Source organism: Methanosarcina soligelidi (assembly GCF_000744315.1).
GTDB classification, from domain to species: domain Archaea; phylum Halobacteriota; class Methanosarcinia; order Methanosarcinales; family Methanosarcinaceae; genus Methanosarcina; species Methanosarcina mazei.
The window spans coordinates 1,094,490-1,119,494 of record NZ_JQLR01000001.1 but is presented as its reverse complement, the minus strand read 5'-3'; the positions used below and the strand labels follow the sequence as shown (position 1 = coordinate 1,119,494).

Annotated in this window: 20 protein-coding genes and 2 tRNA genes; 16 read left to right on the top strand and 6 right to left on the bottom strand. The window is 42.9% G+C overall.

What is annotated here, in order from left to right; translation table 11 throughout:
* Window positions 1-365: 365 nt before the first annotated feature.
* The 9 genes from M886_RS04920 to M886_RS04880 all read left to right on the top strand — a co-directional run bounded on the left by M886_RS04920 (window position 366) and on the right by M886_RS04880 (window position 8,887).
* A complete protein-coding gene (locus tag M886_RS04920; protein ID WP_048050766.1) occupies window positions 366-1,562 on the top strand; it encodes a methionine adenosyltransferase in 1,197 nt (398 codons plus the stop codon).
* 464 nt (window positions 1,563-2,026) lie between these two features.
* Window positions 2,027-2,140, top strand: a tRNA-Tyr gene (locus tag M886_RS04915).
* Window positions 2,141-2,251: 111 nt separating this feature from the next.
* Window positions 2,252-2,324, top strand: a tRNA-Asp gene (locus M886_RS04910).
* Window positions 2,325-2,768: 444 nt separating this feature from the next.
* A complete protein-coding gene (locus M886_RS04905; protein WP_048050765.1) occupies window positions 2,769-3,398 on the top strand; it encodes a hypothetical protein in 630 nt (209 codons plus the stop codon).
* A gap of 380 nt (window positions 3,399-3,778) precedes the next feature.
* A complete protein-coding gene (locus M886_RS04900) occupies window positions 3,779-4,960 on the top strand; it encodes a M24 family metallopeptidase (RefSeq protein ID WP_048050764.1) in 1,182 nt (393 codons plus the stop codon).
* 228 nt (window positions 4,961-5,188) lie between these two features.
* Window positions 5,189-6,079 carry a type II methionyl aminopeptidase gene (gene map / locus M886_RS04895; RefSeq protein WP_048050763.1) on the top strand — a complete coding sequence of 297 codons (891 nt, stop codon included), beginning with the start codon at window positions 5,189-5,191 and terminating at the stop codon, window positions 6,077-6,079.
* 91 nt (window positions 6,080-6,170) lie between these two features.
* Entirely contained in the window at window positions 6,171-6,959 is a 789-nt protein-coding gene (locus M886_RS04890) for a hypothetical protein (RefSeq protein WP_048051640.1), read from the top strand.
* Window positions 6,960-7,021: 62 nt separating this feature from the next.
* Window positions 7,022-7,309, top strand: a complete 288-nt coding sequence (locus tag M886_RS04885) for a YunC family protein (protein ID WP_048044245.1) — start codon at window positions 7,022-7,024, stop codon at window positions 7,307-7,309.
* Window positions 7,310-7,840: 531 nt separating this feature from the next.
* Window positions 7,841-8,887, top strand: coding sequence for a TRM11 family SAM-dependent methyltransferase (locus M886_RS04880; protein WP_048036976.1), 1,047 nt, complete (start codon window positions 7,841-7,843; stop codon window positions 8,885-8,887).
* Between the two features lie 145 nt (window positions 8,888-9,032).
* On the opposite strand, the gene truA is transcribed toward M886_RS04880, so the two are convergent.
* Both truA and M886_RS04870 read right to left on the bottom strand, forming a co-directional pair.
* Window positions 9,033-9,842 (bottom strand): tRNA pseudouridine(38-40) synthase TruA, encoded by an 810-nt coding sequence (truA, locus tag M886_RS04875; protein ID WP_048050762.1) that lies wholly within the window; start codon window positions 9,840-9,842, stop codon window positions 9,033-9,035.
* A gap of 11 nt (window positions 9,843-9,853) precedes the next feature.
* Window positions 9,854-10,846: an ArsR/SmtB family transcription factor gene (locus M886_RS04870; protein WP_048050761.1), complete on the bottom strand. Its 993-nt coding sequence runs from the start codon at window positions 10,844-10,846 to the stop codon at window positions 9,854-9,856.
* Window positions 10,847-11,045: 199 nt separating this feature from the next.
* On the opposite strand from M886_RS04870, the gene M886_RS04865 reads away from it, so the two are divergent.
* Window positions 11,046-12,116, top strand: coding sequence for a formate--phosphoribosylaminoimidazolecarboxamide ligase (locus M886_RS04865; protein WP_048050760.1), 1,071 nt, complete (start codon window positions 11,046-11,048; stop codon window positions 12,114-12,116).
* Window positions 12,117-12,220: 104 nt separating this feature from the next.
* Here the strand turns inward: M886_RS04865 and M886_RS04860 are convergent, their stop codons facing one another.
* Window positions 12,221-12,418 carry a hypothetical protein gene (locus M886_RS04860; RefSeq protein ID WP_015411860.1) on the bottom strand — a complete coding sequence of 66 codons (198 nt, stop codon included), beginning with the start codon at window positions 12,416-12,418 and terminating at the stop codon, window positions 12,221-12,223.
* 29 nt (window positions 12,419-12,447) lie between these two features.
* Window positions 12,448-13,359, bottom strand: coding sequence for a helix-turn-helix transcriptional regulator (locus M886_RS04855; protein ID WP_011033438.1), 912 nt, complete (start codon window positions 13,357-13,359; stop codon window positions 12,448-12,450).
* Window positions 13,360-14,020: 661 nt separating this feature from the next.
* On the opposite strand from M886_RS04855, the gene M886_RS04850 reads away from it, so the two are divergent.
* From M886_RS04850 to M886_RS04830, 5 genes are all read left to right on the top strand, one after another.
* A complete protein-coding gene (locus tag M886_RS04850; protein ID WP_048050759.1) occupies window positions 14,021-15,364 on the top strand; it encodes an ATP-binding protein in 1,344 nt (447 codons plus the stop codon).
* A 224-nt stretch (window positions 15,365-15,588) separates the two neighbouring features.
* A complete protein-coding gene (locus tag M886_RS04845; protein WP_048050758.1) occupies window positions 15,589-16,077 on the top strand; it encodes a 3-isopropylmalate dehydratase small subunit in 489 nt (162 codons plus the stop codon).
* 95 nt (window positions 16,078-16,172) lie between these two features.
* Complete coding sequence (locus M886_RS04840) at window positions 16,173-17,300, top strand: isocitrate/isopropylmalate dehydrogenase family protein (RefSeq protein WP_048050757.1); 1,128 nt, start codon at window positions 16,173-16,175, stop codon at window positions 17,298-17,300.
* Window positions 17,301-17,621: 321 nt separating this feature from the next.
* Window positions 17,622-18,686 (top strand): GNAT family N-acetyltransferase, encoded by a 1,065-nt coding sequence (locus M886_RS04835; protein ID WP_048050756.1) that lies wholly within the window; start codon window positions 17,622-17,624, stop codon window positions 18,684-18,686.
* 170 nt (window positions 18,687-18,856) lie between these two features.
* On the top strand, window positions 18,857-19,897 hold the full coding sequence (locus M886_RS04830) for a methyltransferase domain-containing protein (protein ID WP_048051639.1): 1,041 nt from the start codon (window positions 18,857-18,859) through the stop codon (window positions 19,895-19,897).
* Between the two features lie 137 nt (window positions 19,898-20,034).
* Here the strand turns inward: M886_RS04830 and alaS are convergent, their stop codons facing one another.
* Window positions 20,035-22,815, bottom strand: coding sequence for an alanine--tRNA ligase (gene alaS, locus M886_RS04825; protein WP_048050755.1), 2,781 nt, complete (start codon window positions 22,813-22,815; stop codon window positions 20,035-20,037).
* A 487-nt stretch (window positions 22,816-23,302) separates the two neighbouring features.
* Entirely contained in the window at window positions 23,303-23,563 is a 261-nt protein-coding gene (locus tag M886_RS04820; RefSeq protein WP_011033431.1) for a YhbY family RNA-binding protein, read from the bottom strand.
* A gap of 449 nt (window positions 23,564-24,012) precedes the next feature.
* Here M886_RS04820 and M886_RS04815 point away from each other — a divergent pair, with 449 nt between their 5' ends.
* Complete coding sequence (locus tag M886_RS04815) at window positions 24,013-24,810, top strand: helix-turn-helix transcriptional regulator (protein WP_011033430.1); 798 nt, start codon at window positions 24,013-24,015, stop codon at window positions 24,808-24,810.
* The last annotated feature ends 195 nt before the right edge of the window (window positions 24,811-25,005 follow it).

The window sequence follows — 25,005 nt, the reverse complement described above, 5'->3', positions numbered from 1 at the left end:
GAAACACTGCCCATGAAGAAGAACACTGCCCATTGTATGGACAATTTCCGGAGAGTTTGGGAAATCCCTGGAAAAAAGATTGGACCCCCTTTTGATAATGAAATATAAAGCTTGCTTACTTAAAGAAAAAATATTACCTCCAGTAATGAATACAGAATAAACATTATATAGCCCTAGTAATTTAATAGAAACAGACTATCGTGTCATATAAATAATATTATCAATGTTGTTGTAACATAAGTAATTAATTTATAATTAATGCTAAGAAAGTAGATTGATTACGGCGACAGAGTAAAGATTAATAAAGCGGTAATATCAACACCTAGAAATAAAAATACCTATAATTTTGAAAAAAGAGGATCCAAATGGCCCGAAATATAAAAGTGGAAGAGCTCTTGCAAACCCCTATTGAGAAGCAACAGATAGAGCTTGTAGAACGCAAAGGGATAGGGCACCCTGACAGCATATCGGACGGACTTGCCGAAGCCGTAAGCCGAGCGCTATGCAGGGAATACATAACCAAATGTGGAGCCGTACTCCACCACAACACTGATGAAACCCAGATAGTAGCCGGAAGATCCAGCCCGAAATTCGGGGGAGGAGAAGTGCTGCAGCCCATATACATGCTCCTGGTAGGCAGAGCCACAAAAGAATTCGAAGGTGCAGAGCTTGCCACAGAGTCCGTAGCCCTCAAAGCCGCCCGGAACTACCTGAGAAATACCATGGTGAATATGGACCTCGAAAGAGACGTGATCATAGACTGCAAACTCGGGACAGGATCTTCAGACCTCAGAGACGTTTTTAAGAGAGATAGGGTTCCGATGGCAAATGACACCTCTTTCGGAGTTGGACATGCCCCATTTTCTGAGCTTGAAAATATTGTATACAACACAGAGAGACAGCTCCTTACTGACCTGAAGTCCCGCATGCCTGCAATAGGAGAAGACATGAAGGTCATGGGACTGAGGGACGGGGACGACATCTCCCTCACCATATGCAGCGGCATGATAGGGAGATACGTTGACGACCTGGACAGTTACATAAACATGACACAGGAAATGAAGACCTATACGGAAGAGCTTGCAGCTCGCTATACCGAAAGGAACGTGAATGTTTTTGTCAACGCAGCAGATAACCTGAAGGCAAGCTGCGTCTTCCTTACGGTTACCGGGACCTCAGCCGAAATGGGAGACGACGGTTCCGTAGGGCGTGGAAACCGCTGCAATGGATTGATCACACCTAACAGGCCCATGAGTATGGAGGCGACCAGCGGAAAGAACCCGATCAACCATATCGGAAAAATCTATAACCTCCTCTCGACACAGATGGCCCGGGATATTGTAAAACAGGTTCCGGACGTTCAGGACGTTTATATAAGACTGCTCTCCCAGATAGGAAAGCCCATTGACCAGCCTCTTGTGGCAAGCGCTCAGATCATTCCAAAAGAAGGCACTTCCTTTGCAAACGTAAAATCGGAAGCTGAAGTGGTAATTGATGACTGGCTCTCCAATGTGACAAAGATTACGGAAATGGTTATCAGGGGAGAACTGAACACCTTCTAATAACACCAGAATCTGAAAACAAACCAGAATCTGAAAACAAACCAGAATCTGAAAACAAACCAGAATCTGAAAACAAACCAGAATTTGATATAAGAAGATCTCGAGAAGGACCTTCGGGTTCTTTTCAAGCCTTTTTTCTATACCTGTCTTCGAGCAGTCCTTTAAGATTCTGTGGTCTTTGTGGTCTTAAAACTCAGTTTAAGCAGAGTTATCTCCTTGGAGGGGCTTTTAATTCATTCGGCTTTTAATTCATTCATTTTCATCTGTAATTATCTCTATACACTCAGTTTTTATCCCTGAGAAATTCTCCAGAATGCACAAAATTATTTTTAACATGCATAGAATATATTAATAATGTAAAGAATTTTACTTAATCCAGCGAAAAACATAAATACCATCACCATATATGGAGATGGTGCACTGAAGCAGTGCAGCAACATGAAGCACTGGCTCAGTATCATTGTCCCGCCTTAACTCAGTGGTAGAGTGCGCGGCTGTAGTTCGGCTCGTGCGGGCAACCTCCCGTACATCTCTGCGCAGGCACCGCGATGTCCCCGGTTCGAGTCTGGGAGGCGGGACCTGAAACATTCACCAGAATCGAAATCAGTCAACGGGAACATTTATATATCGGAAAGACATTTAAGGTTTGCTCGCAACGCGGGCAAAACAGCATCTAAAAAGACCGAAGTGTCCGGATAGTGTAGAGGCCTATCATGGAGCCCTGTCGAGGCTCCGACCCGGGTTCGAATCCCGGTCCGGGCGCTTCTTTTTTTTTCAATTAAGGAACATTACAATATTTTTTAGTTTTAGGGTCTTGAGATTGTTTTTATAATAAAGAAGTTTTCTATTCAGGTTTTTAGCAGAGTCTTATGCTCGAGTTTACTCTATGCTAAGTCAGCCCCTATCCCGAAATCCCTAACTTGTTGGGGAAGCCCCTATTTTTCTATAGTTCCTTTGTTTTCCAGTCCTCTATTTTCCAGTCCTCTATTTCCCAGGTTTCTGTACTTTCTATGGATCCTGTATTTGAGTTTTTAATTCTTTGTTATCCCCTCGTTTTATTTTCCTGGTTTTCTAAAACCTTCTATTCTCAAGAGCTCAGCAATGAGGCAAACTGAAGTTCTGAAAGCTCCAATAAAAAACAAGTTTCCAGAGAAAATATGTTAAAAAGGAAGAATAGAGGAATAAAACTGAACAGGAGATAATAAAATGGGGATTGAACCCTTTACTTCGGACCGCTCCGGGGAAGGAGCCGACAGAGTCAGCACCCTCTGTAAAGAGATAAAAACTACCAGAGAAAAAATGGAAAAGGAAGCCCTTACTTTTATCGAGGCTACTAAAAATTTCTCACTGGAATGGATTCAGAGAGAAATGAACCCAAACATATCTCAGATGAAAAGGGGAGCTTGCCCTGAGAATGGTGAAATTTGCAAAGGTAAAGAGAGTGAACTGGCGAGCCCTGAGGGCTTGCCCTCACGAGTACAGGATATTATTGAAGAGCAACTCAACCGAGATGATTACTGGATACACAGAAGCGGAAAGCTTTGTACGGACATTTCCCTCGATTATATTGAGTTCAAAAAAGAAAAAATCTGGAAGGATCTCACATCAAGCGTCAGGATGATTCTGGGCTGCGCAGCAGAGATCTTCGCCGGAATAAAAGATGAAAACCTAGAAGATAAGATATGGGTAAGAGAGCGAGGTAGACGAAAATACATATGCATCCTCAGGTTTTCGGACGAAATGACAGCTTCCCTTGACCGCTATTTCTCTATGCTTGCGGAGCTCTTTTTCCTGGAGTATGAAATGAATAAGGAGAAAGAAAAGGAAACCGGATAGCAGTAAGATAAAAGAAACCCCGAAAAGAAACCTGAAAAACAGCCAGAACGATACTGGGAGAGGAAAACATTCAGGTTAGATCAGGACTTGATAAGTATTCTTTTGTCATCGGTTAACGAATTTTATGCACAACTTCGAATACCATGTATGGCGATTTTCCGACAAAATTAGTTGATATATTGCATAAAAAATAACATTTTTTGACTTTTTGCACCTTAACCGAATCCAAATGGATAAGTATTAGATTTGTTGTTGAGTATTAGATTTGTTACTAAGTATTAGATTTGTTACTAGCCGGATTTGAGTTTACATGCAGATCCATACATATGCCTGCCGGCTGACGATAACAACTTTATCTACAAACATCAGAATTACCCAGCATGAAAGTTACGGACTTTAGCTTAAAAAAATCCCTTGAAGAAGCAAAAGCAGATGCTTACCTGATGATAGGGGATATCCATAACGCCGACATTTACTATGTAACCCGTTTCCTGGCATCGGATGAGTTTATGTATCTGCAGACAGGAGCCGGGAAAGAGATCCTTTTTATTTCGGAAATGGAGCGCGGGAGAGCTGAAATTGAATCAAGGATTTCAAATATAAAAACAACCCAGGAATTTGGCTACCGCGAGAAAATCAAAGAGAAAAAGGATGCATCTATTGCTTATGCAGCCTGTATCTCAGAGCTGCTTCTAGGGGAAGAAGTAAAAAAAATTGCAGTCCCCTATGATTTTCCGGTCTTTTATTCAAACTATCTTACAGAAGCGGGTTTTACCATTGTGCCCATAAAAAGCCCTTTCAGAAAAATGAGGAGCGTGAAGAGGCAGGAAGAGCTTGAAGCCATAAGATACTCCCAGATGGCAGGAGAAAAGGCTATGGAGGCAGCCATTGCCCTGATAGAGGGAGCAGAAGAAAAAGAAGGCATACTTTATGTTGAAGGGGAAATACTTACCGGGGCTAAAGTGAATTCAGTCATTGACCATACACTGCTTGATTTCGGGTGTGAAGCAGAAGAAACTATAGTCTCCTGCGGAGAAGACACAGCAAATCCCCACGGTACTACAGACGGACCTATCAGGGCAAATGCACCTATTATTCTTGATATTTTCCCGAGAAGCAAGAAGAGGCGCTATTTTGCAGACATGACGCGCACGGTGCTCCGGGGAGAGGCTTCGGAAAAGCTGAAAGAAATGTATGAGACTGTGTTTGAAGCCCAGAAAAAAGCATTATCCATGGTTAAAGCTGGAGTTCAGGCAGCCGAAATACACACTGCAGTCTGTGACCTATTTGAAGCAAGAGGCTATCACACTTACAGAAGCGGATCAAAAGCAGGCTTCACACACTCCACAGGGCATGGAGTAGGGCTTGATATCCATGAAATACCCGGTGTTGGAGAAAGCAGCTTTATCCTTGAGGCAGGCAACGTAATAACTATCGAACCGGGCCTTTATTACCCGGAAATCGGAGGAGTCCGGCTCGAAGATATGGTACTGGTTACTGAAGAAGGGTGCGAGAACCTTACACGGCTGGAAAAGAAATTTGTATTAAAATCTTATTTATAAATAAAAGAATAAATTGTAACCGGAAATTAACCTGAAATTCTCCTGAAATTCTCCTGGCTACGTAAAATAAGCACTAAAAAAGCAGAAAAGAAAGCAAACCCAGAATTTACAGATATAAACTCATTAACGGACTTGCTGGCCTAATAAAGCAATAAAAACAACTATAATATTGTTTACAAACAGAAAATATCCAGGATTTGTATAAAAGCATCCTGAAGCGGGGTTAATATGACAGATAATGTTTACAACAGAGAAGATGTTCTTGAAAAGTATAGAGAAGCAGGCAGAATCCTGAAAATTGTCAGGGCTGAGGCTGCAGATATGATAAAAATAGGAAACGGCCTGCTTGAAGTTGCCGAATTTGTAGAAAATAAAACCATAGAACTGGGGGGCAAACCTGCATTTCCCTGCAATATCTCAAGAAACCAGGAGGCTGCCCATGCAACCCCGAAAGCAGGAGATAAGGACGTTTTTGGAAAAGATATGGTGAAGCTGGACCTTGGAGTTCATGTTGATGGATACATAGCAGATTCGGCAATAACTGTGGACCTTTCAGGCAATCCTGATATTGTAAAAGCCTCTGAGGATGCCCTGGCAGCAGCTATAGACCTTATGAAGCCCGGAGTCAGTACAGGAGAGATAGGAACTGCAATAGAAGAAAGTATCCGCAGCTATAGTTTAAGTCCTATTATGAACCTCACAGGCCATGGGCTTTCTCAATATGAAGCTCACGACAACCCCTCAGTGCCCAATAAACACGTGGAAGGTGGGGTCATCCTTAAGGAAGGAGATGTTCTTGCAATCGAACCTTTTGCAACTAACGGGACAGGGCTTGTACATGACGGGAGCTGGGCTGAGATATACAGCATCATAAGGAAAAAGCCTGTCCGCATGCCAGCAGTCAGAAACGTTCTTAAACAGGCAGAAGAATACAGGGAACTCCCCTTCGCTAAACGCTGGCTCAAATCAGATAAACTCGAATTTTCACTTATCCAGCTTGAAAGGGCAGGAATCCTTCACTCTTATCCTGTACTTATTGAAAGTGCCGGAGGGCTTGTTTCCCAGGCAGAGCATACTGTCATAATAACCCATGACGGATGTGAGGTAACAACTAAATAAATTTACGAGGATATAAGTTACAGAAAAAATGAGAAGTTACCGGGATGGCAGACAAATAAAATGAAAAAAAATGAAAAAAGAGTTGACATTCTTGAAACTGTATCATCTTTTCTTAGCCAGTCTTTTACTGGCGACCCTTCTCTCCCCAGTTCTTTTTGCAAAACCCTGCGCTGCCGCTTTTATTCCCGGCAATAATATCACGCTGGAAAAAAACGGGATAACATGGGATTATGACGAGAAAACCACAGATAACGAAGCTGTTTTATTCCGGAGAATTATAGACGCAGAAACAGGCAATAATGACGGCTTTGTTAATGCCTGGGAAATTCGGAAAATGGAAGTCCTTTTAGGGGAAAAGATGAAGAAAGCCGTAGAAGAAGAACCTGATATAAAACTAAATTCAACCTCAGAAATTGTTGAATTAAAAGACATTGAGTTCTGGATTCCCGAAGAAGCCCTCGGAAGAACTTATAAAAATTCATCAATCATAAACCGTGCCAGCGTTATATACGGTTTCAAAGAAGAGGCCGGCCCCGGAACAGAGATCTGGCTAATGGGAACTCCAGATTCAAATGTCACGATCACTCTTCCATCAGGTTTTGACGCAGAGAGAATTGAGGGGCTTAACAACAAAAGCCTCGGGTTTGAAAATAAACGTACAGTATTGAAGGGAAATTTCAACTCTGAGAAAAACATTACCTTATGGCTTTCAGAAAATGAAAGTTTTAAAGCCGAACTGCAGGATATTGAAGCTAATGAGAATAAAAGTGCAGAGAACGAGAGCGGAACAGTAGAAAACAGCACATTGAACACCGGAGATAAGTCAGAGTCCGGGAGCCTCAAAGGTTTTTTTAAAAAAATCCTTAAAAAAGCTGGCTGATTTTTCCCTGGCCCTGCCTGAGTCCAAAAAGTTAATCTGGTTTGAGGCTAATTCAGAAAAACATGCTCATAGAACAGATTCCACTTAAAAACGGGTGCGCTCTTGGCCTCCGATTTGAGATGCAGAAGTATTCTCTTCTGGTTATAAGAGCAGAAAAAGGATTTTTAATGTGCGGCTATCTCAACGTCAGCGCTGCAGAAGCCCTTGGGGATGCGGCTGCAAAGGTAAAAGGCGTTCAGAGTTTTGAAGACATGCTTGAAGCCACTGTTGTCGAAGCCACAAAGTTTGCCAGAGATCTTGGTGTTGAAGCCGGGATGGCTGGCAGGGAAGCCCTGGAAAAAATGTTCTGAAAGGCAGGAGCCGCTTTACAGAAGCTTATGAGGACTCTTACAGGCTGGTCATCAGCTGACCTGTGATAATGATCTTTTAGAGTTTCTTATTGGTCTTTAAGGCCATTCTGTCCAGAAAATTTTTACTTATACGTATACGTAGCCCGCTTTTGCACATATACAGCTCGTTTTTGATTTCGACTCAAAATTATATCAAGTTATACAGAATAATGTCAAACCGGATCAAAATCATATCAAATTATATCAAAATCATATCAAATTATATCAAAATCATATCAAATTATATCAAAATTATATCAAATTATATCAAAATTATATAAAATTATATTAAAACAGTATTCGTTAGCAAAAAATAAAACTATGAATAAGAGTGGCTTAACGCCTTTTATATAAAATCCAGTTTCCTGTTCCTCAATTCCACAAAATTATTTTGAATTACCATTACTGTGAACTGACATCGTCTGTTTAGAACTGACTGAAGATTATTTCAAAATATATTAATCAACATTAATCAACACGTTTCGGATTATCATGTTATACGCTTTTGAATTATCTGGAGAGCATGAAGAACTGCCAGCCGCCGAAGTCCTTGCCTGCCTCAAAATAGAGGAGCTTGATTTCAAGCCCTTCATCAGGGTTGACCAGTGCCTTGTAGTGGACATAGCAGGCAGAGAAGAGGAAATTGAAAGAACTCTGACATGCACTATAACCGAAAGGCTGGCAATGACCCATCATATACTGAAAGTTGTAGGAATTGCCGAAAACAGCCCTGAAGCCATTCTTGAGCTTGCGGAAGCTTTTGAGCCCGAAGGATACATAAAAGAAGGAGAAAGCTTTGTTGTCAGGGCAAAGAGAATTAAACACCACGTTGATTTTCCGTGCGAGTACCTGGAACAGAAGATTGGAGGCTGCATCTACAGGAAAGGTTTCAGGGCAAACCTGAAAAACGCTGATGTGGAATTCCGGCTGATCCTGAGCGAAAAAGCAGTACTTGGAACCCTGATTTCCTCTGTAGACAGGAGCGCATATGAAGCCAGGACTCCCCAGAACAAGCCTTTTTTCCACCCCGGTGTGCTTATGCCAAGGGTTGCACGTGCACTTACGAATTTATCCGGGATAAAGCCCGGAGAGCTCTTTCTTGACCCCTTCTGCGGCACTGCTGGAATACTTGTAGAAGCCGGGCTTGTGGGCGCAAAGGTTGTGGGAATTGATGCCCAGGAAAAGCTTGTCCTCGGGGCTTATATGAACCTGGAAGCCTATGAACTGGACTATTTTTTGATGGAAGGGGATGCCTGTAGAATTCCCCTGAAGGACTGCACAATAGATGCAGTTGTTACTGATCCTCCTTACGGCAGGTCGGCAGCAATTCTTGCCAGTTCCCTGGAAGAGTTATATTCGGGTGCTCTTTCGGAAATCCAGCGTGTCCTGAAACCCGGAGGAATTGCAGTTGTCGTCTCTGATAAGGCATCAGTTGAATACGGGGAAAAAGCCGGGCTTAAGGTCCTTGAAATATATGTCCAGAGGGTGCACAGGAGCCTTACACGGATAATAACAATTTTTCAGAAGGATGAGGATTGAAGTTGTCTGGAGGAATGAAAGAATGGAAAGAAAAAAAGATAATTAAAAAGTGAGAAACTGAGCCAGAGACTGAGCCAGAACCTGAATAAAGATAAAAAATTGATAGGAAAAGCAAAAAAAGTAGTGAAGACGGAAATGAAGTTATTTACTCATGGTAAATCAATTCCTCGAGCACTTCAGCCATAACCCTGTACCTGAGGATGCGCTTGGAGTTCTGGTCACTTGCCCTTAGGATTGAGTAGTTATCTTCAATCCAGTTTATTTCCTCTCCGTAGTTTACTCCCATAAGGGTCAACCCATAGGCAGGAGCCGGTTCAATACCTTCTTCATAAATATCAGGATTTAACATCTGGATCAGCCAGTCATTGTCACGTACACCTTTTCCGATCATTGAAAGGGCGGTTACTATTTTCCTCACCATATTCCAGAGAAAACTGTTGCCTACAACGTCAATCTTTGTAATATCTCCATCCACGCGGACGTTGATCCTTTCCAGGGTACGAACCGTACTTTTCTCTCCGTTTGATCTGGAAAAGTTTTCGAAATCATGGGTTCCGAGAAGCAGTTTTGAAGCTTCCCTCATTTTTGAGATATCGTACCCTTCACCGCTAATTACGTATCTATAATGCCTGGAAACTGCATGCCTCCTGGCATCAAAATCGTAGGGGACTTCTGCATGAGCCCATACCCATATGGTTGGAGGAAGTCCGGAGTTTATGATTCTGGGAATTGCCAGGTTTGGCCTGTCCGTATCAAAAGCTATAACCTGTCCAAGAGCATGAACACCCGCATCTGTCCTGCCCGCGCAGATATAGTTAGCAGATTTGGGGCTTTCTATAATCCTGAGGTTCCGAAGAGCTTTGAAGAGTTCTTTCTCCACTGTTTCAACACTAGGCTGAATCTGAGATCCATGAAACTCGGTGCCTATGTATGCAAGTTTTAAAGCGACTCTCATACAATCCCTGATTACTTGGTTTTTTTCTTATAATAGATTTCTCTTACAACTACCAGAAATATCACGAAGATGCACCCGAAAAGGAACCAGATCCCCGGATGAAGGGAAAGTGAATCATAAATCCCGTGTATCCCTCCGAGATGTGTAAGCCCTTCGGGAGGAACAGGGGGAAGTCCCTGGCCCGACTCCAGTTCTTCGGGAACAGGAATTTCAGCGCTATCAGCGTCCAGTGTTGTAGACTCCGTTTCCGAAGGCAGATATTCCTCCTCTGCTACTTCAAACTCCTGTTCTTCGACAACTGTTTCAGGGCTTTCATCTACGATTTCATCTTTTGCAATAGAATGCTCGTCCAGAGCAGACCCCTGGCTTCCGGCTTCAGGTTTAAAGCTCTCCTCTTCAGCACTCTCCGTTTCAGGCTTAAAGCTCTCTTCTTCAGAGCTCTCCATAATTGTTGCTTCCGGATAGGTCCTGTTTGCCGGACCCGTAACCCCCATCCGCAGGGGGGCAGTGGCATCGATGATACTTTTTGCCCGCAGATAGGCTGAGAGGTATTCTATTCCTGCAGCTGCAAAGACTGCAGCACCTATTACTCCCATGTATTTTTGCAGCAGGCTTATTATGGAGAGTTTATCTATCGGATTTTTTGAAGGGACAAGGACAATCAGTTTTTCCACGGATTCATAGATCTTAACCTGGCGGCCTTTCTGGCTCCACTTAATCTGTTTGACTTTAATAAGGTCGGATTCAACCAGGGAATCAAGGTTGTATTTGACCGTTGTCAGAGGAAGCTTCAGCTCTTCTGCAATATTCGTTGCAGACATGCTTTTCTTCCCCAGGAGTTCAAGTATCTTCAATGAGGTTTCGTTGGAGAGGATCTGAGTAATTTTTCTTGAATCTCCATTTACAGGGAGAACAAGAACCCTGTTATCCTGCTCTTCGAGTCCAGGACCCCTGGGAGATTCACCGGTTTCAGACAGACCGTCTCGATCTTCAAGCCCGTTCATGCTTATTTCCTGATTTAAAAACCTTTTTATCAGTATTTTTTAATTGTACTCTATACTGTACTTTACAACGATCTCAATATAAAGTTTTATTTTCTGAGCGTTATTATAGATCCACTACTATATTTATATATAGAATCCTGCCCTTAAGCTTAAATATAGCATTGTATATTCTAATCTAAATTTTTCGCTGGTAGCAATCATGATCACAAAACAGCAGGTTCTTGAATTTCTGAAAAATTACGATTTAGATAACATCACTATTGCAACAGTCTGTTCTCACTCAAGCCTCCAGATCTTTGATGGGGCGAGAAAAGAAGGCTTCAGAACTATGGGGATCTGCGTTGGTAAACCTCCCAAGTTCTATGAGGCATTCCCCAGAGCAAAACCTGATGAGTACCTTATTGTCGAAAGCTATGAAGACATAATGAACAAAGTTGAAGAGCTCAGGAAAAAGAATGTAATAATTATTCCTCACGGTTCATTTGTTGCGTATCTGGGTACGGAAAATTTCGCAGAGATGGCTGTACCTACCTTCGGGAACCGGGCTGTACTGGAGTGGGAATCAGACAGGAGCAAGGAACGGGAATGGCTGCTTGGAGCAGGGATCCATATGCCCGGAAAAATAGATGACCCTCGAGACATCAACGGACCTGTAATGGTCAAATACGACGGGGCAAAAGGAGGAAAAGGATTCTTCGTTGCGAAAACCTATGAAGAGTTCGATGAGCTCGTAGACCGCACCCAGAAATATACGATTCAGGAATTCATTACCGGAACCCGCTACTATCTTCACTACTTCTACTCCCCTATCAGGAACGAAGGGTATACATTAAGCGAAGGCAGCCTTGAGCTCCTCAGCATGGACCGCAGGGTAGAGTCCAATGCTGATGAAATCTTCAGGCTCGGTTCCCCCAGAGAACTCATAGAAGCAGGAATTCGCCCGACATACGTGGTTACAGGAAACGTGCCCCTTGTTGCGAGGGAATCCCTCCTGCCCCTGATCTTCGCTCTTGGAGAAAGAGTGGTCGAAGAGTCCCTTGGCCTTTTCGGCGGGATGATAGGGGCTTTCTGCCTTGAAACTGTTTTTACTGACGAGCTTGAAATTAAGGTATTTGAGATTTCCGCCAGAATTGTTGCAGGAACGAACCTTTACATTTCAGGTTCCCCCTATGCAGATCTTATTCAGGAAGACCTCTCAACCGGAAGGAGAATAGCGCAGGAAATCAAAGAGGCAGTCCGGAAAAACCAGCTGGATAAAATAATATCCTGAGCTTCCGGGTGTCCTGAATCTGCTGAAAAATCCTCAGCAGCTTTCAGGGAATTGATTTTTTGTAAATTCGGATCTGACGGACTCAGATTTGATTTTTAGGGAAACTAGCGTATCAAAACTGATTTCCTCTGTTTTATTGTCCTTCTTTTTTTACTCTGCTTTTTAACTATTTTTGCTTCTTCTACTTCATTTACTATTGTTACGTCGTTTATTATTGTTACATTAGTTATTATTGTTACATTATGTATTATTGTTACAGTATTTATTATTGTTACGTTATTTACTATTGTTACATTATGCATTATTGTTACGTTATTTATTATTACTTCATTTACATTTTATACTTCGTTTTTCTTAAACAGGAGATTTGTAACAGATCAGAACCCGTTCCATATCCTGATTTTTTTCCAGGGGGAATAATTTTTTCAGAGAGGAGGCGATCAGCTTTGTCTCCATAAATCTTTTTAGAAATCTCTCTGTAGTACATAAAAAGTTCTTTACCCCACTCGATTGCCTCACTTTCGGAACTTATTAGAAGGTTCTGATCGAGCTTTCCTTTTTTATTGAGAAGCATTAACGCCATAAACCTCTCGGTCACGGTAAGCGAAACCAGAGAAGATATGCCGTCATATACATAGAGATTCGCCCTCTCAGGGAGCAACAGTTCATCATATTCTTCAGAATGGGGGCTGGAGATCCGTTCAAAAAAGTTTTTTGTAAAAATAAAAGTAGAATCTGTCCTTTTCTTTAAAAAATCCTGATCAAAACCTGAGAAACAGGGCTGAAAAAATGAAGAAAAATACATTATTTCCGTGGATTTTTTGAGGGAGTTTATAAATTCTTCTGGGGGCTCAAACATCCTGTTAAGCTGGGGCTCGATCACCTCATATTGGGAGAGCATCTCGAGTTTCAAACGCAAAAAAGCAGGGATTCCTGTGAGGTCTTTCTGTGCCCAGTATTCAAGGTTATTTTCAAAGACCTCAATAGTTCCCAGAAGCGGAACCAGCTTCTCAGTGACGATCATCCCGACTGTTGAAAGCCTGTAAATTTTATTTTCCTGCCTGACCAGTCCCTTTTCGATTAGCTTTTTCATCTGAGGAAGAACCGCAGTACAGGAAGAGCCAAGAAGCGCTGTAATTTCCTCAATATTTTTTGGTCCTTCCTTAAGAAAAAGCAAAATTTTTCTTCTTTTATCCGACCTTAAAAGCAAATCTATCATTGTAGTTTTCTGAAGAGAATCCACAACTACCCACCACCATACTCCAGTGAATTATAAGCTGTTACAGATATACAGCTATCAGACACAGCTATCAGACTTGTCTCAGATTATCCATAAAAACAGTAGACCCTTACTGATATTTTGCCCTTTTCGAGCATAGCTGCTTCTATCATTAAACATGACTCCCCTTAAACAACAGTCTGCCAGGTGTAAAACTTCTCCCGTATTTTTGCCTGACAGAGAGACCCGATATAATTTGTAATCATATTAACAACTGCGCAGACTCAGGTATCAATTCTGCATAACTTACTTTTATCCCGCGGATAAATAAATATTTCTATCCAGATGGAGCATGCCATGAAATTATCTTAAATTGAAACGTTTTTCTAAAAAAATATGATTTTAAAAAGTTAAATAATTAAAAAATAACAAGTTAATAGTAAAAAACGCTCATGATATTCCTGGAATAACATGCCCAAAAAATGAAAGTATCTGGAAGTACTTTCATGCCAAATATAAATAAAAACATAAAATGAAGCTACAGGTCCATTACTCAAAAAATACTGGAGGGCAGATTAAAAGAGTTGAAAAGGAACACTGTGAAGGGAAACTTAAAAATTAAGAATTTTATTTTACATGTTCAGAATAAATTATTTTAAGTAGTTTTCTATCAGATACAAACGTGATGCATGAAAGAGAGAGTAAAGATTTAAGACCTGCGTCTGGGGGAAAGTTCGGCGGGACACTGCGTGTCCTCGGTAATGAAGAAAACAACGGGGAAGGGCTTCTGTTTCTTGGGAACTATATGGCGCTCGACCATTCAAGGGGAGCTGACGTTTATCTCGATGCCCTGAAACCTCATGCCGTTTTGATCTGTGGAAAAAGAGGGTATGGAAAATCTTATACAATGGGTTGCATGCTGGAGGAACTTGCATTTCTTCCTGAGCCTGTTAAAGGAAACCTTGCAGCCCTTATTATCGACACTATGGGGATTTTCTGGACGATGAGGACTCCGAACTCATCCGAAGCAGGAAGGCTGAAAAGCTGGGGACTCCCTCCTGCAGGGCTTGAAATAGAGGTTTTCGTGCCAGCTGGGAATATTGAAGCTTATAAGAAACGAAACATACAGGTAAAGCCTTTTTCGATTTCAATTCGAGAACTCTCAGGTAGCCAGTGGTGCAGGATTCTCAGGGTCGAAGAGGTTTCTCCGCTTGGAATTCTGCTTGTAAGAGTTGTTGAATCCCTGAGGGAGAAGGAAGACCCGTATTCTTTTGAAGATATTATTAACGAGATATTTCTGGACGAGAGATCGGATTCAGCATCAAAAGGGGCTGCTGAAAACTATTTCAGGGCTGTGAAATCATGGGGTCTGTTCTCCAAAGAAGGAACGCCCCTGTCAGTATTGATAGCAGGAGGCAGGACAACAATCCTGGATGTAAGCACCCTTGAAAACGAAAACGTCTGCGCTGCGGCAGTGTCGATTCTTGCAGGCAGGCTTTATGCAGAACGGCTTGAGGCAAGAAGGCTCTACGAAAAGAAACAGATGGGGGAAAAATTAGAAGAAAAAGAATTCCCCATGGTCTGGCTGTTTATAGACGAAGCCCATATTTTCGTACCTGCGAAAGCTGAAAGCCTTGCTTCCGAAGTTCTTATAAACCGATGCCTCCGGCAGGGAAGGCAGCCCGGTCTCTCCCTCGTACTTGCAACCCAGAGACCTGCAAGCCTCCACCCTGATGTTGTCTCGCAGAGCGACCTTCTTATCTGCCACCGCCTCACCTCAAGTGACGACATCCTTGCCCTTGAGAGTTCCAGGCCCCTTTATATGCAGGAAAGCCTCAGGGCATACCTGAAGAAAATGGGGAGCGAAAGGGGTGCTGCATTGATAGTTGACGACCATTCCGAATCTGTCCATATGGTCCGAATCCGCCCAAGAAGGAGCTGGCACGGAGGAGGAGAGCCAAGTGCACTCGACCCCTGCAAAAGGGAAAAAGAAGAAATAAAAATTCAAATCCCGGAGAAATTCAGATAAATTGAATCAGGACTTTAAAATAAGCATCTGTTTACCGAATTTCCAGGCAAAATAGAGTAAAACGTAAATAATTATTAAGCATTCGTTAACCTTTTTTTGATCATGTCAGAAAATAATTTTAAATATTACCTGTGATCTTCAAACCTGTGAGTTTAGCTGAGTTACAGGCTGTGAACATTATATCAATCAACAGCATTTAATTACAGCAGATTACTGGTGATTTCATGAAAGGAAGAGCCTGGAAATTCGGAGATGACGTGGATACGGACGCAGTAATTCCCGGAAGGTACCTTATATTCAATACCCCGGGGGAGCTTGCGAAGTATACATTTGAAGGCGTACGCCCTGATTTTGCAAAAAATGTCCATGAGAATGATATCGTAGTCGCAGGAAGCAATTTCGGCTGCGGGTCCTCACGCGAACACGCACCTCTTGCCCTAAAAGGGTCAAAGGTTTCCTGTGTGATCGCAAAATCTTTCGCAAGGATTTTTTTCAGAAACGCAATCAATATCGGAGTTCCTGTCCTTGAATGCCCGGATACGGACAAAATAGATGACGGAGATGAACTCGAAGTAGATATTTCAACAGGGGTCATTCAGAACAGGACAAAAGGAGAAACCTACCAGGCAACCCCTCTGCCGGATTTCGTCCGCGAAATCGTGGATGAGGGAGGACTTATAGAATATGCCCGGAAGCTGGTCTCTGAGCACTGAAAAACAGTAAGCCTGTCCCGAAAAAAGCCTGATCCACGTTTGACATCTCGTACTGAAAAGGCAGTTTTGCCTCTAAACTAGAAAGGAGTATAAACATGACGCAGTATAAGGTTCCCGTCCTCCCAGGAGATGGGATTGGACCAGAAATCATCGCCGAAGGCAGAAAAGTTATAGATGCTGCAGGCGAAAGATTCGGTTTTGATGTAGAATGGATAGAATATCCTCATGGAGCAGACCACTACCTGGAAACGGGTGAGCTGATCTCGGAAGAGACCTTAAAGGAATTATCCGGCTACCCTGCAATTTATCTTGGCTCCATAGGAGACCCGAGGATTGCCCCAGGTGTCCTTGAAAAGGGGATCTTATTAACTGCACGCTTTTACTTTGACCAGTACATTAACCTGCGCCCGATAAAACTCCTCGAGGGTGTCTGGACCCCGATAAAGGACAAGACATCAAAAGACATTGACTTTGTCGTGGTAAGGGAAAACACCGAGGACTTCTACATAGGCATCGGTGGCAGGGCAAAAAAAGGAGCGAGTAAAGACCTCCTTGAAGTCAAGAGGACACTCTACTCCGCAAAGTTCGGCCTCGACATCGAGACCGACAGCGAAGAAATAGGATACCAGATAGGCCTTATCTCCAAAGAGGGCACAAAGCGTGTTATTGAGTACGCTTTTGACCTTGCAGAAAACCGGAAGAAACACGTCTCATCTGTTGACAAGGCAAACGTCCTTTCCGACATCTACGGGTTCTGGAGAGAAGAGTTCAACGCAGTTGCCGAAAAGCATCCTGGTTTTACTACGGACTTCAACTTCGTTGACGCTATCACAATGTGGTTTGTTAAAAACCCTGAATGGTTCGATGTGGTAGTAACCCCTAACATGTTCGGAGACATCATCACCGACCTCGGAGCCATGATCCAGGGCGGCCTCGGACTCGCCCCGGGCGGGAACATTAACCCGAACGGCACAAGCATGTTTGAGCCCATCCACGGTTCAGCCCCTAAGTACAAGGGCCAGAACAAGGTTAACCCGATCGCAACAATCTGGGCAGGTGCAATGCTCATAGAACAGCTCGGAGAAAAGGAAGCCGCAGACAACATAGTCAGTGCAATCCAGAAAAACATTCTGGACGGCAAAGTAAAAACCTACGATATGGGCGGCAAAAATACTACCTCAGATGTCGGAGACGACATTGCAAGGATAATAAAGGGAGAGTAATTTAAACCTCCCTCCACTACATTTTCTTTTCTGAATAAAGTCAAGTTTCAAGGACAATTTTGAAGTAAACTCCAAAAATCTCCGGGCTATTATTGCAATTACTGTTTTGCAGGGGTTACTGAGAAGCTAACATCTTCCGTTTATCTTCCCCTTTCGGGTTTTATAAATTGGGTCCCATACCTTAAATATGCAAATTTTTTCTTTCGTTAAAAGTTAAAATGCAAAATTTGCATATATAAATGAAAGAATAATAAACTTGAGTAATATAAACTTGAGTAATCATGGAGTATGAAGGGCGAATAATAAAGGGAAGCGATAGGTATGGTTTCGATCAGACCTTTTAATAAGGGCGATAATCAAAGGATGCTTGAAATAGAAAAGCTCTGTCCGCAGGGGGACGAAAAATGTGCAATGGGTGTGGATAAGAAGGATATCATTACCCGTTATAAAATGTACGATAACTGGGATGTATTTGTGGCAGAAGAGGGTGGGAAAGTTGCTGGCTGGATTGGTTTAACGTTAAAAACAACACCTGAACAAAAAGAAAAGTATGTGTACATTATTGAAGTGATGGTTGATCCGGCTTTTCAAAGGACAGGAATTGCCACAAGACTTATTAAAGAGGCGGAAAAGAAGGCGCAGGAAATGGAGGCGGCTTATGCTTACTGTTATATATACGAGCCAAACAAAGCCTCCAGGTTTTTATTTGAGAAGATGGGATATTCTGAAATGAGGAGTATCAAATTTCCAGGGATATCGACTTATAAGAAGCTGGATGTTCCTCCAGAATATTCAATAAAGCCTGTTGATACAAAGAAAATTAACGATGCAGTTAATCTCATTAACGAATACAACTCGGGATTCAGGCATTTCATGCCTTTTACCGATCAAACTTTTGGATCACGTCTAAAATTCATTCCTGGATATGGACCGGAAAACTTCTGGACAGTCAGAGACAAAGAGAATAAAATCGCAGCCTGTGCAGGATTATGGGACAGTTCAGGACTGGCTCATTTATATTATGCCAGAGAGCCAGCAGCAATGAAAATGATGGCATCAGTTTTTGGAGCTTTAAGCCATATTACGAAAGTGCCAGAGTTTCCAGCTGAAGGAGAACATTTCAGGGTATTTTATATCGTGGATTACGCATTTGACAAGAGACAAAACGATGCTATGCTGGCGCTTCTTAAGCATTTGAATAATATCTCATTTGACAGGAGACAGGATTTTCTAATGGCTATGACAGATCCTGAGGATGATCTTCTTGCAATAACGAAAAAGCTAAAACCACAGACCGAAACCTGGAATGTGTTTGCCAGATCTTTCGAAAGGGAGCTCCCGGTTTTCAGCCCATTTTACGTTGATATCAGAGATATGATCCCCTGAGAGACTATTTCAGAATTATCCGTTTCAACCCTGTTCAGGGCAGGCAAGTTCGGATTGTTGAGTTTATGGAGTATTACTACAGAGATCAGATATGGACTGGAGCAATTCTGCGATTTTCTTTTTCAGTTGCCTTTAAATCTCATAAAACTCCTACTAATCCTCTGATCGATGTGGCACGGAAAAAGCAATTTGAAAAACCCCTGCATGGGGATAAGGAAAGCGTGCGCTTTGCGACCCCTGAGCCTATCGCCCGCTACAGGGCGCAGCGCCTGAGATGCGGAACTCTTGCTGATATCAGCTGCGGGATAGGAGGGCAAACCGTCTTTTTTGCGCAGCAGTGCGAGTTTGTATATGCAGTGGAAATCGACCCTGAAAAAATAGAATATGCGAAAAAGAACTGTGAGATGTACGGGCTTGACAATGTGAAATTCATCTGTGGGGATGCGCTTGATCCGAAAGTTATCGAGCAAATACCGGCAGTAGATGTTGTTTTTTCAGATCCATTCCGCCCTGCAGAAGAAGATAAAAGGCAGGTCTCAAGCCTTGAACCCGGGATCCCGAATGTGCTTTCAGCCTATGGGGAAAAGACAAAGAATTTTGCCTTTGAAGCCCCTCCCCAGATGCCCCCGGAAAGGATTCCTTTTGACTGCGAAAAAGAGTATATTTCCCTGGATGGTCAGCTCAACCGTTTGACTCTTTATTTCGGTGATTTAAAACAAAATGAACGGCTGGCTGTAGCCCTGCCTGCGGGAGAAGGGCTGGTTTCACAATACGGACCGCTTCCAGAGATAAGGGAAACGGAAAAAATGAAACTCTTTGTCTATGAACCCGAACCTTCTGTTATTGCAGCAGAGCTTCTTCCTGAACTTATTGAATCCATGATGCAGATGGCAGGGCCTCTAATGGGAGCCTTCGAACTATTCAGGGTTGACAAAAAGAGGCTGTTAATAACCTCGGAAGCCCTGATAAAGCAGCCCATGATTAAAAACCACTACCTTATCCTGAAGGTCTGTCCCTTTGAACCTCGTGAGATCAACAGGTTCCTGAAAGGCAAAAACGTTGGAAGTGTCATACTCCGGGCAGGCGTAAAACCTGAAGAGTACTGGGAAGTTAGGAACGAAGTGGAAAAAGGGCTTGAAGGAAATAAGACTGTCCACCTTTTTGTAAAAGATGGCGTTGCAATCCTCTGTGAAGTGCTGTTTAAAGTCTGAAAAAGGAAAAAATAAGAGCCGGGCCTTAAAACCCGGTACCCTTTTTTAATTTCAGGCTCAAAAGATCTTAATTGAGCCTTATTTAACTGATGTACTCATATGTAGATAGGCCTGACAATTAATGGCCTGTCAGGCTCTCAGGCTTCTTTGCAGGCTGCTGTTTTCACAAGCTCAAGACCTCTGGTAAGAGCGTCCTGAATCCTTGTGGGATCGGTTCCGCCGCCCATTGCAAGGGCAGGCTTTCCTCCTCCGCCTCCGCCGACAATCTTTGACATCTCGCGGACAAGGTTACCGGCATTAACACCGCATTTCATGGCTTTTTCTCCTGCAGATGCCACGATTTTTACTCCTTCAAAATCGCTTGCGAGAAGGGCGACCACGTTTTCGGTCTTGAGGAGTTCGGTAGCTATCTTCTGGAGTTCAAGGGAATCCGCCCCTGAGACCTGTTCGGTGATAACCTTCAGACCTGAAACCTCGGAAGCATCCCCAAGCATCCGGTAAACTCTGGAACGGGCAAGCTCTTCTTTGAGCCTTTCATTTTCTTTCTTGAGGTCTTTCCATTCCCCGAAGAAACGGTCAACACTTACCGGAAGGTGTTCCGGGGGTACGCTCAGGGTCTTTGAAGAGTCAACAAGGAGAGACTCTAGTTTCTGCATAGCACGCACCGCTGCTGTTCCGGCTGCGAACTCAATCCTTTCCACACCGTCCTGAATCCTTTCAGTCTTCAGGATTTTAATAGGCCCGATAATGCCGGTGCTTGTACAGTGAGTCCCACCGCAGGCTTCGACATCGTCTCCGACCTTTACAATCCTGATCTTCTCTCCTGGAGGCACTCCACCCTGATAAAGCCCGAAACCATAGACCTGTTCAGCCTCAGTTCTGGGCATCCATTCAGTAACCACACGTTTGTTTTCCATGACCATGCGGTTAGCCAGAAGCTCGATCTGCCTGATTTCTTCAGGGGAGATATGTTTATAATGAGAGAGGTCAAGCCTCGAATGGTCCTCGAATTTCTGGGCACCAGCCTGCCAGATGTGTTTTCCGAGAACCTTTCTGGCTGCATCATTTACAATATGGGTTGCTGTGTGGTGCCTTGCAAGGGTCATTCTGCGTTTTTCATCTACCTTGCCGGTAATAAGCTCGCCTTTAGTTATAGCGAGTTCCTTTCCCGGATTCTCAATTGTATGAAGGATTACACCTTCATAGACCTGAACATCCACAACCCGGTAAACAGTATCTTCGGCAACTATGGTTCCGATATCTGCAGGCTGCCCTCCTCCTTCCGCATAGAAGAAAGTGTTGTCCAGTACGACATGGTTGTCAAATACATCAAGGACAACTGCTTCAAATTCAAGGCGGGTGGGCTCGTCATAGAAGCGGCGCTTGGTCTTTGGAAGGTGCTTTAGCCTCTCTGCATAAGGGATTACTTCTTCTTCCTTTTCTTCAGCTTTGTTGTGAAGCTCGCCTATAATCGAATAGAAATTGTCAGGGAACTCAACGCCTACCCCTATTTCAGCTGCAACTTCTTTTGCCATCTCCGGGGGAATTCCGTGCGAATCGTAAAGTTCGGTTAACTGAGACAGAGGGATTTTTTCGCCTGTCTTCTTGAAATGGGATGCCGACTTCTGGATGATCCTGCGGCCCCTTTCCATGGTTGTATTGAACTTCTCCTCTTCTGACTCCAGGATGTCCTGAATTACAGGGAAATTTTCCCTGAACTCTGGGTACTCTGGCATGTTCTTTATGTGCATGTCCACAATTTCGGAGAGTGGAATCCTGATATCGAGGTCTTTCATCATGCGCAGAGTCCTTCTCAGGACAAGGCGTGCAAGATATCCTGCTTTAACATTGGAGGGGATGATTCCGTCTCCGAGCATGAAGGTAAGGCAGCGGGTGTGATCGGTGATTGCATAGACTTTTTCCACGGGCTCCATAATAGCCGAGAGTTTATCCACTGTCATCCCTATGCTGGAGGCAACCTTTTTTCTGAGTTCCATCAGGTTTGCCTTTTCACTGACATCCATAAACCCTGCGAGACGGGCATTCTGTGCCAGGATATTTGCGTATTCTGAGTCGTTCAGTTCATGTTCTATTCCTGCAAGCCCCATGAGTTCGTTTACTATTCCCGGGAAAAGGGCATCATAAATTGTAGGGGAACCTCTGGAAGCCCAGACAAAACGCTCAAGGCCATACCCTGTATCCACAATATAGTTGTCCATCTTCGAGTAGGTCTCGCCTTTAATCTCGATATCTCCCTTTTTGTCTGTCTTCAGGTCCATGAAGACAAGGGTTGCAAGTTCAAGCCCGTGAACAATGACTTCCACGCAAGGTCCTGCATTGCCTCCTCCTGCCCAGGGCTCTTCTTTATAGGTTACTGCAAGAGGGTTTACCTTGAGAGAGTTTAAGAGCTCATCACAGAGTTCCAGAGTGTGCTCTTTCCAGTAAATTTCGTTGTCTCTTCTGTTAAAAGCATGATGAGCCATCATTTCAAAGTTTGTCAGGTGGCGTCCGCTTCTGCCCACGGAGTCAAGGTCATTTAACCGGATACAGGGCTGGGAAATTGTCAGGGGGTTTGCTGGAGGCGGCACCTGTCCTGAAGTTACGAAGGGCTGGAAGTCTGCAATCGAAGCTATGGTAAGGTATATGTCGTCTCTCCAGCGGGCAACCACAGGATAGCGGTTTATTCTTGTATGCCCTCTAGCTTCAAAGAATGAAAGGTAATATTCGCGCATCTCTGAGATATTGAATTCCCTGGAAAATACAGGGCTTCCTATGAAGGAATAAGGGTCGCAGGGCGCATCTCCACACGTATTTCTTTCAGGGTCACGTGTCCAGAAGAATGTGCCACACTTCTGGCACTGCTTCCGGACAAAACCGTTGTTTTTGAAAAAGTCAAGTTGGTACTCATCTTCAAGCATAGTAATCTCTCCGGATGGTGGGTGTGATCTGCCCCGCTGTATTTCGAAACAAAAAGAAAGCAGAAGATTCCCAGCGCAACCGATTCAGGGGTTTCAGGCATTTTAGTGCTATATGATGATTTTTAATCGAGTTTATCCGTTAATTTTTCAGGTACAGCGGTATGAAATCAATCTCATAATAATGAGATCAGGCGGATTTATATACGAATAAACTTTTACAGTTAGTTGTTTTTCAATATAAGCTTACATAATACTGGGGAAATATATAATAATGCCATATAATAATTGATATTTAAACAGGTTCACAATAACGAACCTTAACTATTAGAGGTACTTCTATACAAAAACCTTATTCTTCATTACAAAAAATAAGAGTGTGTCCTCTGCCTCCGGAACACGTCCCTTTCTAAAGAGCCGGAAAAACGAGATTCAGGGGAAAGCTAAAGGAGTAAGGTTCTGCCTTTAAGTAAGGCTGTTCCCCGGAATCTTACCTGTACAGCACAACTGTCCTGCCGCGTACATCAATAAGCGTGGACCTTGTTGCTTCGGCAAGCTCATCTGCGATAGTTTTCAGGTCTTTTCCTTCTTCTGCGCTTTTGAGTACTTTGACCTTTACGAGCCTGTTGGCTTTTATCTGTTTGTTCAGTTCTTCAATCAGGGTGTCGGTGACCCCATTCTTTCCAATGTTAAGAATAGGACTTATTTTGTTTGCTTCGGATTTCAGCCGGTATAATTTTTCTTTCTCCATTGCCCTTCCTCCATAACCAGTGATTAAACTCGCCTGCCAGTTATAAAAAGCTCACACCACCAGTGTGATGAGATATGTACAGCGTCAATGAAATAATTCTTTTTTATCTAAAGAAATTCATTTCTTTTAAAAATGAAATTCATTTACTTTAAAGATGGAATTCATATTTACTTAAAGCCAGTTTACCCTGGGATAATTCCACCCATTCTCACCAGCAACTATATCAAAGTTTCCCGGTGAGCCTATTTCAGATTACAGTCTTCTTCCAGTATTACTGTTAATTGCGTGGTTTACATATTTGTTGCAGCTTCCTGAGTAAATATATACCGAAACTGGATGAGTATTTCAAATAATTTCGACATCTTTATCATCAATCTGGTATTCATTAACGCTATAGAGAACCAAAACCGGAAAAAAACCTCTCTTCTATTTCCGGGCGGCGATAATAAATGAACCCAAACTTGCTTGATTTGATCCTGTTTTCAGAGAAAAGAAAGGCTTTTCTCATGCTCCTGAGAGAGGGACCGAAGAATACCCAGGAGATCCTTGACAGGCTTAAGGTTCCAAGAACAGCTCTTCTTCCCCAGATAAAAAAGCTTAAAGAACAGAACCTGGTAATTCACGAAGAAGGAGTCTATCGCCTCAGCCTGATAGGAGAGATCATTATAGAGAAGATGCAGCCTCTTCTAGATACTCTGGAAGTTTTTGAAAAACAGGAAGAGTTCTGGACAGACAGGAAACTCACTCCTATTCCCCCTCATCTTATTAAACGGATCAGTGAACTTGGGAATTACCGCCTTATAGAACCTGACCTGAGCCATACTTTTGACCTTAACCCTGAATTTGTGAAAAATGTCTCTAACTCAAATCATATCCTTATGTTTTTCTCCTATTTTCATCCTCAATTCCCTTCCTTCTTCCTTGATCTTGCCAGAAGAGGCACTGAAATTTCCCTTGTCCTGAGTGAATCCGTATACGCCAGGCTCGAAGAGGATTTCAAAAAAGAAGAAAAGGAACTCCTCAAAATGGAGAATACAGGTCTCTTTATTCTGGACGAAAAGGAAGTGGAAATCCCTGCAGTTGTTGTATCTTCCGATAAAATAATGCTTATGGGGCTGTTTAACGAAAGTGGAAGGTTTGACAGGCAGTATATAATCAGTTTTGAAGCAGGAGCAATAGAATGGGGAAAAGAGCTGTTCGAATACTTCAGGGATATGAGCAGGGAAATTAAAAATGAAGAAAAATAAGGGTTTTTTGAGCCTGCTGTCAGAACCTCAAATTAAAGCTCTAAAGTCACGAGTATCCTGCTTAATTTATCATGAACCTCAAATTAAAGCTATTTTTGATACTTCTGAGTATGAAGTTTTCAGGCAAATCCCTTAAATGAAAATTTTTAGATAAGCCGTTTTTAAATGACTCTGTTTTTACTGAATTTGTCTAAA